This window comes from Microbacterium natoriense (assembly GCF_030816295.1).
GTDB classification, from domain to species: Bacteria; Actinomycetota; Actinomycetes; order Actinomycetales; family Microbacteriaceae; genus Microbacterium; species Microbacterium natoriense_A.
Window position 1 is genome coordinate 3,887,759 of record NZ_JAUSXV010000001.1, and the last position, 16,625, is coordinate 3,904,383.

Consider the following 16,625-nt stretch of genomic DNA (forward strand, 5'->3'; position numbering starts at 1 on the left):
CGTCGACCGGCCTCCGCTCTCGCGCTCGCCCTGGTCCTGACCGTGGCCGCCGGGCTCGGCGGGTGCGCCGCGGATGCCGCAGACGTCGCACTTCCGCCGGCCGGGGCCGAGCCCGACTACCAGCTCGGCGGCGCGTATCCGCCCGCCGGCGCGGTGGGCGTCGTCGCCCGCGACCGCTCGGAGCTGCCCGCCGACGGCGTGTACTCGATCTGCTACGTGAACGGCTTCCAGACGCAGCCAGGAGAGCTCGCATCCTGGCCAGACGACCTGCTGCTGCAGCGCGATGGAGAGACGGTGTTCGATCCCGACTGGCCTGATGAAGCCCTGCTCGACACGTCGACGCCCGATCGCCGCGAACGCGTGGCGGCGATGATCGAGCCCTGGATCGCGGGATGCGCGGCCGCCGGCTTCGACGGGGTCGAGTTCGACAACCTCGACTCCTACACCCGGTCGGACGGGGCGCTCACGCTCGACGACAACCTGACCCTGGCGACGCGCCTGGTCGAGCTTTCCCACGACGCCGGGCTCGCCGCCGGTCAGAAGAACGCCGCAGAGGACGCCGCCACCCTGCGAGACCGCGCAGGGTTCGACTTCGCCGTGACCGAGGAGTGCGCGGCGTACTCGGAGTGCGAGGCGTACACAGAGGTGTACGGCGACCACGTGATCGACATCGAGTACGTCGACGAGCTGCCGCGGCCGTTCGCCGAGATGTGCGCCGATCCGGAATCGCCGCCGTCCATGGTGCTGCGCGACCGGGAGCTGCGCACCCCCGGTGATGCGGGCTACGCCTTCGAGACCTGCTGATCCGCGAGGAACGCGCGCACCTCGGCGACGACGGGATCGACCGGCCGAGTGGGAACGTCGTACCCGCGTTCAGCGAGCCACTGGTCGTCGTAGAGCTTGTCGAGGTAGCCGCGGCCGTGGTCTGGCAGCAGCACGACCACGAGGTCGTCTTCGTCGAGCTCGGCCGCCGTGCGCAGAGCCGCGACGACCGCCATGCCGCTGGATCCGCCGACGAACAACCCCTCCTCCGCGGCCAGGCGACGCGTCATCGCGAAGGATTCGGCATCTGAGATCCGCTCATAGCCGTCGACGACCGAAGGGTCGAACGTCGGCGGCATGAAGTCCTCGCCGACGCCCTCGACGTGATAGCCGTGGATCGGTCCGCCCGAGTAGATCGACCCCTCAGGATCGGCGCCGACGACGCGAACCCGCCCTTCGCTGGCCTGCTTCAGATACCGGCCCGTGCCCGTGATGGTTCCGCCGGTGCCGATGCCCGCGACGAAGTGGGTGACCCGGCCGTCGGTGTCGGCCCAGATCTCGGGCCCTGTGGTCTCGAAGTGCCCGCGCGGACCGTTCTGATTCGCGAACTGGTTCGGGTTGAAAGCGCCGGGGATCTCTGCGGCCAGGCGGGCGGCGACGCTGTAGTACGACCGCGGGTCGGTCGGTTCGACGCTGGTCGGTGTCACCACGACCTCGGCGCCGTAGCCGCGCAGAGTGGCGACCTTCGCGCCGGCGAACTTGTCGGGGACCACGAACACCATACGGTAGCCGCGTTGAAGGGCGACGAGCGCGAGGCCGGTGCCGGTGTTGCCGCTGGTCGCCTCGACGATCGTGCCGCCGGGCGCGAGCAGTCCTTCTCGCTCGGCCGCGTCGATGATCGCGCCGGCGATGCGGTCCTTCGCGGATCCGCCGGGGTTGAAGTACTCGACTTTGGCCAGGACGGTCGGACGGATGCCGGCGGTCACGGAGTTCAGACGGACGAGGGGCGTGTGGCCGACGAGTTCGGCGATGTGCTGGGCGTAGCGCACGGAAGTTGTTCCTGATCTTCAGGGGCGCGCGTCTCGAGACGCGCGCAGGTGTCGGGGGTCAGTCGAAGGTGAGCGGAGCGCTCAGCGACAACAACGACACGTCAGGGACACACCCGAACTGTAACCCGCGCAGGCGCGGCCTGGCAACTCACGCCACTCGATCAGACGAGATCGGCGTCGTCGTCCGTCGCGCCTCGCGCGATCTCCACCCAGCGACTCAGATAGCGGGCGCCGGCTTCGTCGTGGATGAGCGTCGGATGCTGGCGCACGGGGTACGGGGTCGCCGGCACCCCGTCTGCGGGCCGGACGTCGACGTGCACGACCTCGTGCCCGTTCTCGTGCAGCCAGTCGGCCATCGCGTAGTCGGTACGCGAGTCGCCCATGGTGCGCCATGCGCGCGGAAGGGGGACGCCCTCGTCCGCGAGGAAGGCGAGCATGAGGCTCGCACCGAGATCCTTGCCCACGCGGTTCGACTCGATGTCGGTGGAGATGATGGTCGGATCGATCCGGTAGTCCACGCGGCCGTCGGCATCCGGGACGCGCTTCTCTCCCCACTCGTAACCGAGGCCCTGATCGCTCATCGCCTGGGCGATGGCCCGGTTGAGAGCAGGCTGACCTGCGAGGAAATCATCGTTCTCGATCTCGGTGCGCTGCTCGACCGAGACCATCGCCCGCTTCGTGTCGTCGTAGAAGACGAGGTCTGCGAAATCGTCGTGGACGATCCGCTCGACGTCGCGGCCGAAGGCCGCCGGCATCCGCAGCTCCTCGTCGACGGTCACCTCCTGAGCGCCCGCGGCCGTGATCCGCATCCACACCGCCCCCTTCTCGCAGATGCCCCACACCCGCACGCCGGCGTCGAGCCCCGCGGTCAGCAGCGGCGGGACGACCTGCTCACGGAGGAACGCGTCGGAGCGCCCTGTGTTGAAGGCGATCGGTACGCCGAGGTTCGCGAGCGCGGCGAGGTCGGCGGCGATGCTCGGGATGGCGATCGAACGCGTCACAGGGCTGGCGATGGGGCCGTCGACGTCGAGGAGGAGGCCGAGCGGCGGCGTCGAGTCAGTCACGGATCGATCCTATGCGCCGCGGCACCACCGGCCTGAGCCCATGACATGCCGGAGCGGTCCCAATAGGCTGGGCGGGTGATCGATGTACGGGGCGCCCGCGACCGCGCGCGGGCGATCGCAGCGCGCGGGTTCCGCTCGGTGTTCTCCCGTCGCGCGCTTCCCGCCTGGATCACGGTCGGCACTGTGGCCGCCGCCGCAGCCGCGCTGATCGCCGTGGGCGCGTTCGACACCGCCGAGAACGAACCGGCGGCGACGGCTCTCGGCGAGGAGGTGCGCCTGCCGACGTACTCGATCACGGTTCTCGACGTCGAGGTGACGGATGCCGTGGAAGAGCAGTTCCTCGAGGCCGATGAGGGCGAGAGCCTGCTCCTCGTGACGATGCGGCTCGAGAATCTCAGCGACAGCACGATCGGCGTCGACGGCAGCGCAGACGAGGTCTCGTCGAATCTGCTGAACACGGCCTCTCCGATGCTCGACCTGTCCGGTGTGACAGAGATCGGCAGCGCGCGGTACTGGCGCGACGTCACGTCATCACGCCGACCGCTCCTGCAGCCTGAGGTGCCCGCTGTCATCACCGTGGCTTGGACGGTGAAGACGGCGGACCTCGGCTCCGACGGGATCGTGCTCGACGTGCACGAGGCCGACCCCCGCCACGGCAATATCGTCGTCGCGTCGAGTGCAGTGACGTGGCGGCAGGGCGCCTTGGTCGCCCGCATCGACCTGGAGGCGGGTGGATGAAGAAGGTTCTCCCCTGGCTCACCGGCGCGGCTCTCGTCCTCGCGGCCGGTACCGTCGCCGCCGTCACGCCCGATCCGGTGGCGCAGGACGGCCCGTTCCTCATCCGAGGAGCAGCCGATCAACCGGTAGCCTCGCGCGACCTCATCGTACGAGTCGGAGAAGCGCGCTTCGCCGATCGTGTCACGGTCGACGACGAATGGCACGCCGATGGCAACTGGTTCGTCGTGAGTCTGTCGGCCGCTGCGACACAGACCGAGGTCGACGCCGCCATACGGTTGATGAAGCTCGTCGTCGACGGTCGGGAGTTCATCGCGAGCGAGCGGCCGTCGACGTCTCTGATCGGCGTCGGCCTGCGTGTCGGCACCGACACCGAAGGGATGGTGGCGTTCGAGCTGCCAGAGGACATCACGACCGGAGACGCGGAGATCCGGGTGTCGACGCCTCACTCCACACCGCACCTGGATGACGTGATCGTGGTGCCGCTCCACCTCGACGACCTGCCTCGTGAACACAGCATCGAGATCGCTGAGCCGTCGATCGAGGAGATGCCGTGACCTGGCTGCGCACGCATCGTCTCGCGCTCACAGCGCTGATGTTCTGCGTCGCGGCGGTGGCCGGCGTGCATCTGTGGCTCGATGTGATGCCGATCGCCGAGCGGCAGGAGAAGACCATCACCGTCGTCGAGGACGACACGACCGAGATCGCCGGGCAGGAGCTCACGCTCGAGGATGCCCGCTGGGACGAATACCCCTCCCCCGACGGCACCAGGGTCGTGAGCGTCCACATGCGAGGATCGGGCGGTCCCGATTCGGCGAGCTGCGGCCGTGTGACGCTCTCGGAGGTGCACGGTTCGCGCACCTGGCTCGACGCTGACGACGTGATAGACGTGCCCTACGACGCAGGCGCGGCGTACTGCATGAACGAGTCAGAGCCCTACGACATCATCTCTGTGTTCCTCGTGCCCGACGACGCCGAGGGGCCCTTCTTCCTCGACATCGACGGCGAGGATCGCGCCGTCACCCGTTTCCTCATCGAGCCCTGACCCTGCGTCCAGTCCGGCTTCGGGTCTCCCGATCACGGCGTCGTAGGCCGTGGCCATGAGCGCGACCCGGAGCGGCTCGACCACCGCGGCCACGGCGACGAGGATGACAGGCAGATAGGCCTTCCAGAAGTCCGTGTCATGCCCGCCGATCAGTTGCAGCACGCCGCGCGTGCCGGCGTGGTCGACCAGCATCCAGAGGGCGTAGGCGAGTGCGGTGGTCCCGAACGTCACCGGGCCCCCGCGCCAGATCACGGCGGCTGCGGCCCACAGGCTCTCGAGACGCACGACGAGCGTGCGTGCGAGTGACCGCGCGGTTCCGCGAAGCGCCGTGTCGCTCCATCTGCCGAGCCCTGACTGCACGTCGAAGGTCGTGCCGTAGATGACGCCGACCACCGCGAGCCAAGCCGCCGGCACGATGAGCACTGCGATCACGATGCCGATGAACCAGCTCCCGCCCTCCCAGAGACCGGCCACGGGCGGCAGCTGGGCGGCGAACCAGTCGCCGACATCCCGCAGCCAGTTCGCGCCCGTGCGCTGCGACAGCCATTCGCTGACGCCGCGCCACCATTGACCGACCAGCGTGACCAGCATGAAGGTCCACAGCACTTCGGCATACGTCGCGAGCACTCGCAGTGGCGCGGACAGCCGATCTTCGAATCGCGCGAGCACGACCCGCACCGCCAGCGCCACGAGGAGCACCGTGACCGGAAGCACGCCGACGCTGATCAGACCGGCTCGATCGCCGATCTCCTCCTCGCCATATCCGGACTGGGCGACTCCGACGTAGATGGCGATCTTCAGGAACGCGCTGCGATCCGCATCCAGCATCCCCCACGCTTCGTAGAACGCGAAGAACGGGAGGATCGATACGAACACGGTGCGCGCGAATTCCCGGTAGCTGATGCGCTCGTCGGTCGCGGCATGCGGGAGCGAGGGGCGCACGGTGAGGTACATCGCCACGTACGACACCAGGCGGGCCGCCACGGCGATGGGGAGGATGAGCAGTCCCCCCAGGGTCGTGTATCCGCCGACGATGCCCGCGACCTCGATCGTGAGCCGATGGACGACCTCGCCGCCCAGGTACCACGCCATCAAGGCAGGCCAGTGCTCGGCCAGGATGCGGCCGAACGTGCGGAGAGCCTGCTGCATGCCTTCACGGTACCGGGCCGAGTCGCGCCCGCGCACGAAATCCACCTCCCCTAGGCTTCTCGCATGCCCGAGAGCGACGCCACCACCGTCTGGAACGGACGGGTGCGCGTCGTGTGGGCGAGCGGAGCGGATGCGCGGAACGCCGTGCTGCGACGGCTGCGGGAGGATGCGGGGGTCCCCGACGACTCGATCGCGCATGAGTGCCCGACGTGCGGCTCGACGATGCACGGCCCCCTGCGGACCTCGTCGGGGACGACGGTGCTGAGCCTCAGCCACGCCGGGGACCTCACCGTGGGAGCGATCGCCCGAGCGGATGACGCGGCATCCGTCGGCATCGACGTCGAGGCCGACCGCGGCGCTGCGCGCCTGACCGAGCTCGCCGCGCTCTTCGCGCCGCGCGAACCTCCCACGCTGCGCGAGTGGACGATGATCGAGGCCGTCGTCAAGGCCGACGGACGCGGTCTGCGCATCGCCCCGACGGATATCCGGTTCGATGGCACGACCGCACGCATCGCCGGTCGCGCGCCGATCGAGGTCTCGACCGCTGCTGCGCCCGAGGGCTATCTGATCAGTGTCGCGATCGATCCCATGGGACGGTTCCGCCGAGCCCCAGGATGGGCCCGGTGATCGGGGCCGCCTCGGTGTCGGCGGGACCTGCGGGCAGCGGCGGCACCGCCGACTGGTCGAGCCATGGAGAGAACACCGCGTCGAGCGCAGACCCGCTCACCGCCGATGCCAGCGCGATGAAGTCGGCCGTCACCGCTGTCGCGTAGGCCCGTTCGGCCGTCCACGTGCGCAGCACCCGGAAGAACGCCTCGTCGCCGATCGTGAGCCGCAGCGCATGCAGCGTCAGCGCCCCGCGCTTGTAGACCCGATCGTCGAACATCGCGTCAGGGCCGGGATCTCCGAGGACGACGTCCTGTTCGAGATCTGCGAGTCGCGCATGGTGCGCGAGGGCTTTCGCATGGGCTGAGGGGCCTCCCGATGCCTCCGACCAGATCCATTCGGCGTAGCAGGCGAAGCCTTCGTTCAGCCAGATGTCCTGCCAGCGCGCCACGCCGACGCTGTTGCCGAACCACTGGTGCGCGAGTTCGTGCGCGATGAGGCGTTCGAGTCCGTGCTCGCCGTCGATGTGGTTCGCGCCGAAGATCGCCGACGCCAGCGCCTCGAGCGGGATCTCGAGTTCGTCCGCAGTGACGACGACCGTGTACTCCGCGAACGGGTAGGGTCCGAACGCCTCCTCGAACACGGTCATCATCCGGGCGAGATCCTCGAGATCCGCGTGGACCCGCGCGGTCAGCCCGCGCGGGAAGAACACCCGGCCGGCCACGGCGCCCAGCGGCATCCGCTCTTCGTCGTACTGGCCGATCTGCAGCGTCATCAGATACGTCGCCGTGGGCACCGCGATGTCGAAGTCCCACACCGCCCGGCCCTTCGACGTCGAACGCTTCGGCGGCACCGAGCCGACGACCGCGTAACCGGGGTCGGTCGTGACGCGCATCCGGTACGTGGCCTTGTCGTAGGGCACGTCGTTGCAGGGGAACCAGGTGGGCGCCCCGGTGGGCTGCGAGGCGACCAGGAGGCCGTCTTCGAGCTCCTCCCAGCCGAGCGCGCCCCAGCGGGTGCGACGCGGCTTCGGCGCGCCCGCATAGTCGACGGCGACCTGCAGCACCGTTCCGGCTTCGACAGGGGCGCCGAGAGCGATCTTCAGCTTGCGATCGGTCTGGCTGAATCCCGCCTTCGGGAGCCCCTCGACGCGCACCTTCTTCGCGCGCAGGCCGACCAGGTCGAGGCCGAAGGTCGTGGTCTCCTGCGCGATGCGCACGTCGATCACAGCCGTGGCCGTCAGCCGGTTGGTCGAGAGCTTGTAGTCGAGGTCGAGGTCGTAGTGCTCGACGCGGATGCGGGCATCACCCGCGTGGGGCGTGTACGGGTCGACGTTCATGCGCCTTCGGCCTGGTAGGCGCGCACGGTCACGGCCCGCCACGGCCCGATCGGGTTGCCGCTCCAGCGGCTTCCCGCGGGGACCGTCTCGCCGCGCATCACGAGGGATGCCGGACCCACCGTGGCGTCGGCCGCGATGGTCGCGGCTGGCAGCACGACGGAGTGCGGGCCGAGTGTGGCGCCCGATTCCAGGGTGACCGTGTCGATGCTCATCACACGATCATGGAACAGATGCGTCTGAACCACACATCCGCGGTTCACGGTCGCGCCGTCGCCGAGGCGCACGAGGTCGGGTTCGGGAAGCCAGTAGCTGTCGGTCCAGACGCCCCGCCCGATCTTCGCGCCGAGGCTCCGCAGCCACACCACGAGCGCCGGAGTGCCGGCCGCCGCATTCGCGAACCAGGGCGCGGCGACCATCTCGGTGAAGGTGTCGGCGACCTCGGTGCGCCACACGAAGCTCGACCAGAGCGGATGCTCGCCGGCGCGGATCGGGCCGACGAAGATCCACTTCGCGGCCGTGGTGATGGCCGCCGCGAATGCCCCGGCCGCGAGCATCGCGCAGCCGGACAGGAGGATCGCAGCTCCCAATCCCCAGGTCTCGGTGAACCAGGCCAGCGTCAGCATGACGGCGAGTCCGAGCGCACAGGTGACGAACACGGGGAGGATGCGGCTGAACTCCCACAGTCCTCGCGCCCAGCGCAGCGACTGCCTGGGCCGATAGGTGCGCTCGAGGTCGGAGTCGTTCACGACCCGGCGCAGCCGCACCGCGGGCGACCCGAGCCAGGACGAACCGGGCTTGGACTTCTCCGGGGCGACGGAGAGCACCGCGATCAGGCCATCCTTCGGAACCCGGTGCCCGCCTGCCGCGAGACCGGAGTTGCCTAGGAACGCGCGTTTGCCGATCCGGGCGGTCGCGATGCGCATCCATCCGCCGCCGAGCTCGTACGTGCCGACCATCGTGTCGTCGGCGAGGAAGGCGCCGTCGTCGATCACCGTCATGCAGGGGATCAGCAACACCGTCGACGCCTCGACCTCCCGGCCGACCTTGGCGCCCAGCATGCGCAGCCAGATCGGGGTGAACAGGCTCGAGTAGATCGGGAAGAGCAGCGTGCGGGCGGAATCCAGCAGCCTCTCGGTCGTCCACGCCTGCCACGCCACGCGCCCGTGCACAGGGTGCATCCCCTCGGTGAGACCGATCGAGAGCAGCCGCACGAACAGCACCACAGCACCGGCGAAGACGAGTCCGGTGACGAGCACGGCCGGCACGAGCCACGCGGCGAACGCGCCGATCGCCGCGTTCAGGGTGTCGGCGCCGCGGACGCCGGAGGCGAGCACGAGCACGCCTGCGGCGAACGCGACGAACGGGAGGAGTCCGAGCAGAGCCGATGAGGCTCCGTACGCCCACAGCCAGCGACGACGCTTCGGCGGCGCCTCCGAGGCGAACGGAACGCTCTTGCCGCCCACCCGCACGGCGGGCGATCCTGCCCAGCGCTGGCGGGCGCGCACGCGTCCGAACACCGCGGAACCCGGCGCGATCTCGGCGCCGCGACCGATCTTCGTGCCCGGTGCGAGGGTGCTGCGCGCGCCTACCGTCGCGTCGGCGCCGATGCGGATCTCGCCGATGCGCACGGTGTCGCCGTCGATCCAGTAGCCGGCGAGGTCGACCTCCGGCTCGATCGCGGCGCCGTCGCCGATGTGCAGCATGCCGGTGACCGGCGGCAGGGAGTGCAGGTCGACGCCCCTGCCGATGCGCGCGCCCAGGGCGCGCGCATAGTGGATCACCCAGGGGGCGCCGGCGAGCCCCACGGCATCGACCTGGTGCGAGACCTGCTCGGCGAGCCAGAGGCGCAGATGCACCGAGCCGCCGCGCGGATAGTCGCCGCCGCGCACGCCTGCCAGCAGCAGCCGCGCGACGAGCGCCGAGAGCGCCATACGTCCGAAAGGGGTCGTGAACACGAGGAGGCCGATGACGATCGCCCAGAGCGGCGCGTCGGGCAGGAAGTCGAAGCCGGGCACGAGCTGCAGCAGCCAGCTCGCCGTGAGCAGCCAGGTGATCCAGCGGGCGCCCGAGAGGATGAACAGCGGGATGCCGAGCAGGGTCTGCACCCACTGCATACGCCTGGGGGTCGGCGTCGCTGCGGTGAAGGAGTGCACGTCCTCGTCGACCGAGGCCGCCTCCACGGCATCCGACATCTGAGCCAGCTTCGGGAGGTCGTAGACGTCGGCCATCGTGAACTCGGGGGCGCGGGTGCGGATGCGGGAGACCAGCTGCGCCGCCGCGAGCGAACCCCCGCCGAGCTGGAAGAAGTCGGCGCTCTCCTCGGTCGGGCGCATGCCCAGCACCGAGAACCACTGCTCGGCGAGCCAGGCTGCGGTGCCCGACAAGGTGGAATCGCCCGCATCGGTGTCGATGAGCGGCCAGGGAAGAGCCGCCTTGTCGACTTTGCCCGAGGTGCGCACCGGCAGATCGTCGACCACGGCCAGCAGCGGGATCAGCGGCGCCGGCAGGGCCTCCGCGAGCTGGGCGCGGGCACGCTGTCGGTCGAAGCCCTCGGCGGGGACGACGTAGCCGACGAGCAGGGCGATGCCGGCATCCGTCCTGCGCACCGCCACTGCGGCGGCCGTGACGTCGTCGATCGCCTGAAGAGCGGCCTCGACCTCACCGAGCTCGATGCGCCGGCCGCCGATCTTGACCTGGTCGTCGACGCGGCCCTGGAAGATGAGGCCCTCGGGGTCGGCGCGCACCATGTCGCCCGAGCGGTAGGCGCGCTCCCAGCCCAGCGTCGGCATCGGGGCGTACTTCTCGGCGTCTTTGAGGGGATCGAGATAGCGGGCGAGGCCCACTCCCCCGATGATGAGCTCGCCGGTCTCGCCGTCGGCCACGAGCTGCCCTTCGGAGTCGACCACGGCGAGCGCCCAGCCGTCGAGCGGCAGGCCGATGCGCACAGGGCCGTCGCCGCGCATGACGGTGGCGCAGGCGACGACCGTGGCCTCGGTGGGCCCGTAGGTGTTCCACAGTTCGCGCCCTTCGCCGACCAGACGCGCGACGAGCTCGGGCGGACACGATTCGCCGCCGAAGATCAGCAGGCGCACGTTCTCGACCGTGTCCTGCGGCCAGAGGGCCGCGAGCGTGGGCACTGTGGAGACCACGGTGATGCCGTGGCCGACGAGCCACGGGCCGAGGTCTTCGCCCGAGCGGACGAGGGCGCGCGGAGCCGGCACCAGGCAGGCGCCGTGACGCCAGGCGAGCCACATCTCCTCGCACGAGGCGTCGAACGCGACCGACAGCCCTGCGAGCACGCGGTCGCCCGGACCGAGCGGTGCGTCCTGCAGGAACAGCCGCGCCTCGGCATCGACGAAGGCCGCGGCGGATCGGTGCGAGACCGCCACGCCCTTCGGGGTGCCTGTCGAGCCCGAGGTGAAGATGATCCACGCGTCGTCGTCCGGCGTGGGCGGCTCGACGATCGGCACGGCCGAGGTGCTGGGGTGCGGGGCGTCGCCGGCGAAGAGGTCGCTCGCCCCGTGTTCGTCAGACGGCGTGAAGACGCCCCCTGCACCGATGATGCCGCGCACCTTCGCCTCGCCGAACACGAGGTCGGCGCGCTCCTGCGGGTCGTCGGCGTCGACCGGGACGTAGGCGGCCCCGGCCGCGAGGATCGACAGGATCGACGTGTACAGGGCGCGCTCGCCCGACGGCATCCGCACGCCGACGCGGTCTCCGCGGCGCACGCCCTGCTCGTGCAGGCGGGCGGCCGTGACGTTGATGCGGGCGATCAGCTCGGCGTAGCTGACGGCGCCGACCGCGTCTTCGATCGCCGAGGCGTCGGGGAAGCGCGCTGCGGTGTCGCGGAGGATGTCGATGAGGGTCCGGGGATCCGGGGCCAGGTCGGTGCGGTCGTAACCCTGCTGCGCGTCTGCCACTGTCGGTCTGTCTGCCGTCTCTTCTCGACGCTCAGGCCGAGAGCAGCGCGATCAGCTGCGCCTTGGTGAGGCGGGAGTAGCCGGTGCGTCCGCTCTCGCGTGCGCGGTCACGGAGGGCGGCGACGGAGAGCGCGGCGAGATCAGCGGATGCCGATGAGGTGGTGGCCTTCGCGGGTGCGGTGCTCGCGGCGGGCTTGCGGGCGGGGGACTTTCGTGCCGGCGTCGTGGCGTCCGTCACCGAGTTCGAGGGCTTCTTCGTCGGCGCCGCGGGCTTCTTCGCGGGTGCCGCGGGCTTCTTCGCGGGTGCTGCGGCTCGCCTGCGGGCGGGTGCCGCGGCGCGCTTCGGTGCGGTGGCCGAATCCGCATCTCCCACGGCAGGTTCCGGTGCATTTCTGACCACCGCTGCCGGAGCGGATTCCGCAGTGGCCGCTTCGGCATCCTCCGATGCCGTCGCGGGTGCGGTTTCGACCACGGCTGCGGGCGAGGACTTCTTCGAGATGGTGACGGTGGCGACAGCATCCGTCTTCTTCGACGCCTGCGTCTTCTCGCTCTTATCCTTCGCCGATGCCTTGCCCGCGGCATTCTGCGCTTTCTTCTCGGAAGCCTTCTTCTCGGCAGCCTTCTTCTCGGCAGCCTTGGCCCCGAGCTTCGCCGCGGTCTTCTCGAGCCGCGCCGTCGCGGCCACCGCGACCTTCTCGACCTTGCGGGGCTTGGCGGCGAGCTTCTTCTTCGAGGGCTGGGCCGCGTCTTTCGCCTCATCTACGAGCTCGCGGAGCTTCTTGCCGTCCTTCTTCGGGAGGGACTTGCTGAGCTTCTTCGCGTCCTTGGCGGCGATCGCGGCGGCATCGATCGCAGCTTCCGCAGCCTTCTGCGCTTTGGTCTTCTTTGCCATGGGGTCCTCACGATCCGTTCGGGCAGCACTGATCGGGGTGCCGCAGGGCGCTAATCGTACTGAGGGCCGGTGAACGGATGGAGAACTGCGACGCGACGTGACACGCAGGCGGTGCCCCAGACCCTGCGGCGGGGTCGGCGGAGTGAACCGATAGCCTGCCAGTGACAGACCGGAGTCGGGGGGATTCTGATGAGGGGAAGAAGCCGTCGCGGCCGGATCGGCGCGACCCTGCTCGTGGCGCTCGCGCTGGTCGGATGCTCCACGATGCCTAGTCCTCCGAGCGCGGTGGGCGAGAACTTCCCTGGCACCTGCACGCCGCCGCAGTTCGCATGGCCGTCGGACTTCATCGAGAGCCTTCCCGGTGAGACCGAGGGCATCGGGACGATCGTCGGGCTGCGCCTGGAATACCTGGACGACGACTCATGGGCCTGGCGCGTGCGCTCCCCTGACGCGCGCGAGGACTTCTTCGGCGAGCGGGTGAACGACCCGAGTCACGGACGAGAGGTGTTCCTCGACGCCCAGACGCTGGGGGTCATCGCCACGCAGGAAGTCGAACTCACCGAAGCCGAGCAGAACCTGACGAAGAGCGCATACGACGCCGCACAGGAGTCCGGTGAAACCTGGCCGAGTCCGCTGATCGTCGAGATGGCGCGGGTCATGGACGACGGGCGAGCCGTGTGGCAGCTGACGATGTGCGACACCGCGACGACCGAGCTGAGCGTCGTCACCGTGCGGTGACGAAAGTCAGACCTGCGACCACAGGCTCGCGATCGGGATCTCCCGCCCGATGATCCGCTCGGCCGCGCGATGCCCCGACAGCATCGCCGCGGGGACGGTCGCAGGATCATCGGTCCAGGTCGCCTCGCCGGCGATGTGCAGGATGCCGCCGATCGGAGTTGCGAGATCGTCGTGATCCGCGGTCGTCGACCCCACGGTCATGTAGGCGTAGGAGCCGTGGGCGAAAGGGTCGTCCTGCCAGGCGGTGCGGTGCACGCTGACGGGCGCAGGGATGTCGCCGCCGAACAGTCGCCGCAGCGGCGCCATCACCGCATCGGCGACCTGGGCGTCATCCAGATCGCGGATGCCGCGGGCGGCGGGACCTGCGGCGAAGGTGAGCAGCGCGGGCTCATCGTGCAGCGGAGTGAGGTCGTACCAGGAGTGCCACAAGCGCCCAGCGGGGCCCTGCTGTCGGATCGCGTACACGTCTTCGTCCCAGAACCTCACCGGGAAACGAAGAATCACCTTCTCGAAGGCGTTCATCTCGAGGCGAGCCAGCGCATCGGCGTTGATCCGAGGCAACGACGGCACGATCTCCACGTCGCCGGACTTCAGCACCCCGACGGGCAGCGTGAGCACTACGGCATCCCCTGTGAGATCCTGCCGTGCCGTGCTCACCCGCACTCCGTCGCTCCACTCGACGCGCGTGACAACGTGGCCGAGGCGGACGTCGAGGCCGTCTGCCAGGTGCGTCGGCAGTTCGTCGTACCCGTTCGGGAAGACGACTTCGTCGCCGTCGATCGAATCGTCGTCGAGCCCGTGCGCCGCGAGATCCTCGATCCACACGCCGTACTGCTCCTCGGCGCGATGCTCGAGGTATTCGCGCACGCGCTGCGTGCGCTCGGCATCCCAGCGCATGCCCTCGAGAGCCGCCTCCGTGACCTCGCGGTACGAGGCGTCCGGCGCCGAGGACGCGACCACCATGGCCAGGGCGGCATCGACCTCGTGGATGTCGGCGGCGAAGCGGGCGGCCTCGGCATCCGAGAGCCTGGTGCCCTCGGGGCCGTAGTAGGCGATCGGCCGGCTGTCGGGTTGAAAGCCGCCGACCGTGAACTCGACGGTCGGCATGCCGAACGCCTCGGCGGCGGCCGCGACGGGGCTGTCGGTGATGCCGTGGATCCAGGAGGCGCCGAGGTCGGTCACCCGCCCGTCGCGCATCGTGTGCACGCGTCCACCGACGCGATCACGTGCCTCGAGCACGATCACGGTCAGCCCCTGCTCCTGCAGCAGCCGTGCGGCAGTGAGCCCCGCGACTCCCGCCCCGACGACGATCACGTCCGCGTTCTTCATGGGTTCCTTCCACCGGGTCACGTGCCCTCTCAGTCTGGATGCGGCGGCGGCGATCGTCCAGCCCGGTGCCGTTCCTGGGTCGTCCGTGTGCCGTCCGTGTGCTCAGAATCCGTCTGCATGCTCGGATCGCCGTTCTCGGCATGCGGAAGGGATCTCGGCCTGCAGACGGGACGGGCGGGAGCCTGCGCATGGTGAGATGGAGTCATGACCGCTCCCGAGAACGCACTGTCGCTCACGATCGCCGGCAACCCGGACCTCCCGGGCGAGGTGCTCAAGGCGCTCTACCGCATCACCGGACGCTCCACGATCGAACTGCGGAACTCGATCCGCGCCGGCGAGCCGGTCTACACCGCGGCACTGTTCGGCAACGACCACATCGACGTCGTGCCTCGCCTTGAGAAGACCGCCGCCTACCTCGACGAGATCGGCGCGGCGTTCGTCGTGCACGAGTGGGCCGACGGCGGGCGCGAGCAGATCACCCGCGACGTCATGCGCGAGATCATCGAGTCTGCGGATGGGGACTTCCGCTGAGCATCCGCTCGTAGCCCTCTCGGAACGAGGGGAACTCCAGCGCGCCGACCAGCCCGTGCATCCGGCTTCCGTCGAGAACCGTTCCCCCGCCGACCTCGGGAACCATGTGCGGGGGCGGTTCGACTCCGAGCCGCTCGGCGATGAAAGTCACCACGTCGCCGAGCCGCGAGGGCGCCTGATCGACCGCGTGCACCAGAGCGGGCGGAGACTCGGCGGTCAGCATCATGTGCAGGAAGCCCACCAGGTCGTCCTGGTGCACGCGATTCGTGCGGCGGGAGTAGTCGACGGGTGCCTGCTCGCGCACCTTGCGGATCAGCGACTCGCGCCCTGGCCCGTAGATGCCCGCGGGCCGGACGATGCACGCTCCGAGGAGCTCGGTGGCCACCAGCTCGCCGTCCCGCAGCTCGCGCGCCCGCGGGCTGGTGGGTTGGGGCCCGGTCTCCTCTGTGAGGGGCGTCTCGCCGGCGGAGCCCTCGAGGACACGCGTCGACGACACGAAGACGAAACGGGAGGGACGCTCGGGCAACGCCTCGGCGAGCGCGGTGAGGGATGCTCGATAGAAACCGGCGCCCGGAGGAAGTGTGATCACCACCGAATCGCAGCCGGGAAGCTCCCGCGGGCGCGGAACGCTCAGGTCGTCGGTGATCACGGCGAACTCGGCCGGGAGCCCCTCGGTCGTCCGGCGCAGCGCGATGACCTCGTTGCCCTCGGCGACCAGCCGGAGTCCCAGCTGCGTGCCAAGCGATCCGCATCCGACGAGGAGCGTCCGGCCGGGGCGTCTGCCGCCGACCGCGCCGGACTCGCTCATGCCTCTCGACGCTTCGAGGCCGTCGCGAGCACGGCGCCGAACGACGGCCAGAGCGCGTCGGCGACGGATGCCGCATCGCCCAGGTAGCCGTTGACCATGGCCCCGTCGCGGAGCATCATGAGGCGCCGGCCCGCGGCCTCCGCGTCTTCGACACCTGCTTCTGCGGCGATGCTGGTGAACTCGTCGAGCATCCACCGTCGGTGCCTGGCGACGACCCCTCTCACCGGATCGTCAGGGTCGGAGAACTCGGCCGCCGCGTTGATGAACGCGCAGCCGCGGAAGCCGGGACTGCAGCTGGCTGCTCCGATTCCCTCGGCGATCGCGCGCAGGGATGCACGGGGATCGCCCGCGACCCGCACACCGGTAAACCAGGCCTGCTCCCTCGCGGCCTGGACTTCGAGGTAGGCGACCACGAGATCGCTCTTGCTCGGGAAATGGCGGTAGAAGGTCACCTTGGTGATGCCCACCTGCTCGATGATGCGGTCGGCGCTGGTCGCACGGATGCCGTGGGCGTAGAACACGCCGTTCGTGGCTTCCAGGATCCGCTCGCGCATGCCGGTGCGCGTCGTGGACGGTGTTTCCGACTGCATGACTGCCTCCGAATCGAGTCGCGCGGCTTGCGCAGGTATACGAAATAGTCTACCGTCATCTCGGTAGA

At 69.8% G+C, this 16,625-nt stretch carries 16 protein-coding genes; 7 read left to right on the forward strand and 9 right to left on the reverse strand.

What is annotated here, in order from left to right; translation table 11 throughout:
- The first annotated feature begins 42 nt into the window (after positions 1-42).
- On the forward strand, positions 43-804 hold the full coding sequence (locus tag QFZ53_RS18495) for an endo alpha-1,4 polygalactosaminidase (protein WP_307298844.1): 762 nt from the start codon (positions 43-45) through the stop codon (positions 802-804).
- On the opposite strand, the gene QFZ53_RS18500 is transcribed toward QFZ53_RS18495, so the two are convergent.
- Both QFZ53_RS18500 and QFZ53_RS18505 read right to left on the reverse strand, forming a co-directional pair.
- Positions 783-1,811, reverse strand: a complete 1,029-nt coding sequence (locus QFZ53_RS18500) for a PLP-dependent cysteine synthase family protein (RefSeq protein ID WP_307298847.1) — start codon at positions 1,809-1,811, stop codon at positions 783-785. The genes QFZ53_RS18495 and QFZ53_RS18500 overlap by 22 nt on opposite strands.
- Positions 1,812-1,972: 161 nt before the next feature.
- Positions 1,973-2,875, reverse strand: a complete 903-nt coding sequence (locus QFZ53_RS18505) for a hypothetical protein (RefSeq protein ID WP_307298850.1) — start codon at positions 2,873-2,875, stop codon at positions 1,973-1,975.
- A 75-nt stretch (positions 2,876-2,950) separates the two neighbouring features.
- On the opposite strand from QFZ53_RS18505, the gene QFZ53_RS18510 reads away from it, so the two are divergent.
- Genes QFZ53_RS18510 through QFZ53_RS18520 form a run of 3 tightly spaced genes read left to right on the forward strand, consistent with a single transcriptional unit; the run spans position 2,951 to position 4,655 of the window.
- Positions 2,951-3,613 carry a hypothetical protein gene (locus tag QFZ53_RS18510; protein WP_307298852.1) on the forward strand — a complete coding sequence of 221 codons (663 nt, stop codon included), beginning with the start codon at positions 2,951-2,953 and terminating at the stop codon, positions 3,611-3,613.
- Complete coding sequence (locus tag QFZ53_RS18515) at positions 3,610-4,167, forward strand: hypothetical protein (RefSeq protein ID WP_292909558.1); 558 nt, start codon at positions 3,610-3,612, stop codon at positions 4,165-4,167. The genes QFZ53_RS18510 and QFZ53_RS18515 overlap by 4 nt, the downstream gene beginning before the upstream one ends.
- Positions 4,164-4,655 carry a hypothetical protein gene (locus QFZ53_RS18520; RefSeq protein WP_307298854.1) on the forward strand — a complete coding sequence of 164 codons (492 nt, stop codon included), beginning with the start codon at positions 4,164-4,166 and terminating at the stop codon, positions 4,653-4,655. The genes QFZ53_RS18515 and QFZ53_RS18520 overlap by 4 nt, the downstream gene beginning before the upstream one ends.
- On the opposite strand, the gene QFZ53_RS18525 is transcribed toward QFZ53_RS18520, so the two are convergent.
- Entirely contained in the window at positions 4,539-5,849 is a 1,311-nt protein-coding gene (locus QFZ53_RS18525) for a hypothetical protein (protein ID WP_307298856.1), read from the reverse strand. The two genes, QFZ53_RS18520 and QFZ53_RS18525, sit on opposite strands and share 117 nt — an antisense overlap.
- Before the next feature lie 18 nt (positions 5,850-5,867).
- On the opposite strand from QFZ53_RS18525, the gene QFZ53_RS18530 reads away from it, so the two are divergent.
- Positions 5,868-6,431 (forward strand): hypothetical protein, encoded by a 564-nt coding sequence (locus tag QFZ53_RS18530; RefSeq protein ID WP_307298858.1) that lies wholly within the window; start codon positions 5,868-5,870, stop codon positions 6,429-6,431.
- Here the strand turns inward: QFZ53_RS18530 and QFZ53_RS18535 are convergent.
- Genes QFZ53_RS18535 through QFZ53_RS18545 form a run of 3 tightly spaced genes read right to left on the reverse strand, consistent with a single transcriptional unit; the run spans position 6,373 to position 12,561 of the window.
- Positions 6,373-7,749, reverse strand: coding sequence for a M1 family metallopeptidase (locus QFZ53_RS18535; RefSeq protein WP_307298860.1), 1,377 nt, complete (start codon positions 7,747-7,749; stop codon positions 6,373-6,375). The two genes, QFZ53_RS18530 and QFZ53_RS18535, sit on opposite strands and share 59 nt — an antisense overlap.
- Positions 7,746-11,669: a Pls/PosA family non-ribosomal peptide synthetase gene (locus tag QFZ53_RS18540; RefSeq protein ID WP_307298863.1), complete on the reverse strand. Its 3,924-nt coding sequence runs from the start codon at positions 11,667-11,669 to the stop codon at positions 7,746-7,748. The genes QFZ53_RS18535 and QFZ53_RS18540 overlap by 4 nt, the downstream gene beginning before the upstream one ends.
- 31 nt (positions 11,670-11,700) lie before the next feature.
- The gene (locus QFZ53_RS18545) at positions 11,701-12,561 is read right to left on the reverse strand and encodes a hypothetical protein (RefSeq protein WP_307298866.1); all 861 of its coding nucleotides are present in this window, start codon (positions 12,559-12,561) and stop codon (positions 11,701-11,703) included.
- Positions 12,562-12,750: 189 nt separating this feature from the next.
- Here QFZ53_RS18545 and QFZ53_RS18550 point away from each other — a divergent pair, with 189 nt between their 5' ends.
- Positions 12,751-13,299 carry a hypothetical protein gene (locus tag QFZ53_RS18550; RefSeq protein ID WP_307298868.1) on the forward strand — a complete coding sequence of 183 codons (549 nt, stop codon included), beginning with the start codon at positions 12,751-12,753 and terminating at the stop codon, positions 13,297-13,299.
- 6 nt (positions 13,300-13,305) lie between these two features.
- Here QFZ53_RS18550 and QFZ53_RS18555 read toward each other — a convergent pair whose 3' ends face one another.
- Positions 13,306-14,628 (reverse strand): flavin monoamine oxidase family protein, encoded by a 1,323-nt coding sequence (locus QFZ53_RS18555; RefSeq protein WP_307298871.1) that lies wholly within the window; start codon positions 14,626-14,628, stop codon positions 13,306-13,308.
- Between the two features lie 204 nt (positions 14,629-14,832).
- Here QFZ53_RS18555 and QFZ53_RS18560 point away from each other — a divergent pair, with 204 nt between their 5' ends.
- Positions 14,833-15,159 carry a hypothetical protein gene (locus QFZ53_RS18560; RefSeq protein ID WP_292909541.1) on the forward strand — a complete coding sequence of 109 codons (327 nt, stop codon included), beginning with the start codon at positions 14,833-14,835 and terminating at the stop codon, positions 15,157-15,159.
- Here the strand turns inward: QFZ53_RS18560 and QFZ53_RS18565 are convergent.
- Both QFZ53_RS18565 and QFZ53_RS18570 read right to left on the reverse strand, forming a co-directional pair.
- Positions 15,128-15,967, reverse strand: coding sequence for an SDR family NAD(P)-dependent oxidoreductase (locus QFZ53_RS18565; RefSeq protein ID WP_307298875.1), 840 nt, complete (start codon positions 15,965-15,967; stop codon positions 15,128-15,130). The genes QFZ53_RS18560 and QFZ53_RS18565 overlap by 32 nt on opposite strands.
- Positions 15,964-16,557, reverse strand: a complete 594-nt coding sequence (locus QFZ53_RS18570) for a TetR/AcrR family transcriptional regulator (RefSeq protein ID WP_292909537.1) — start codon at positions 16,555-16,557, stop codon at positions 15,964-15,966. Before QFZ53_RS18570 ends, QFZ53_RS18565 begins: the two co-directional genes overlap by 4 nt.
- Positions 16,558-16,625 lie beyond the last annotated feature (68 nt).

Coding starts and splice junctions, on each gene's coding strand:
- QFZ53_RS18530 (WP_307298858.1), top strand. CDS start 5,868: ATGCCCGAGAGCGACGCCACCACCGTCTGGAACGGACGGGTGCGCGTC.
- QFZ53_RS18535 (WP_307298860.1), bottom strand. CDS start 7,749: ATGAACGTCGACCCGTACACGCCCCACGCGGGTGATGCCCGCATCCGC.
- QFZ53_RS18545 (WP_307298866.1), bottom strand. CDS start 12,561: ATGGCAAAGAAGACCAAAGCGCAGAAGGCTGCGGAAGCTGCGATCGAT.
- QFZ53_RS18515 (WP_292909558.1), top strand. CDS start 3,610: ATGAAGAAGGTTCTCCCCTGGCTCACCGGCGCGGCTCTCGTCCTCGCG.
- QFZ53_RS18560 (WP_292909541.1), top strand. CDS start 14,833: ATGACCGCTCCCGAGAACGCACTGTCGCTCACGATCGCCGGCAACCCG.
- QFZ53_RS18550 (WP_307298868.1), top strand. CDS start 12,751: ATGAGGGGAAGAAGCCGTCGCGGCCGGATCGGCGCGACCCTGCTCGTG.
- QFZ53_RS18565 (WP_307298875.1), bottom strand. CDS start 15,967: ATGAGCGAGTCCGGCGCGGTCGGCGGCAGACGCCCCGGCCGGACGCTC.
- QFZ53_RS18570 (WP_292909537.1), bottom strand. CDS start 16,557: ATGCAGTCGGAAACACCGTCCACGACGCGCACCGGCATGCGCGAGCGG.
- QFZ53_RS18555 (WP_307298871.1), bottom strand. CDS start 14,628: ATGAAGAACGCGGACGTGATCGTCGTCGGGGCGGGAGTCGCGGGGCTC.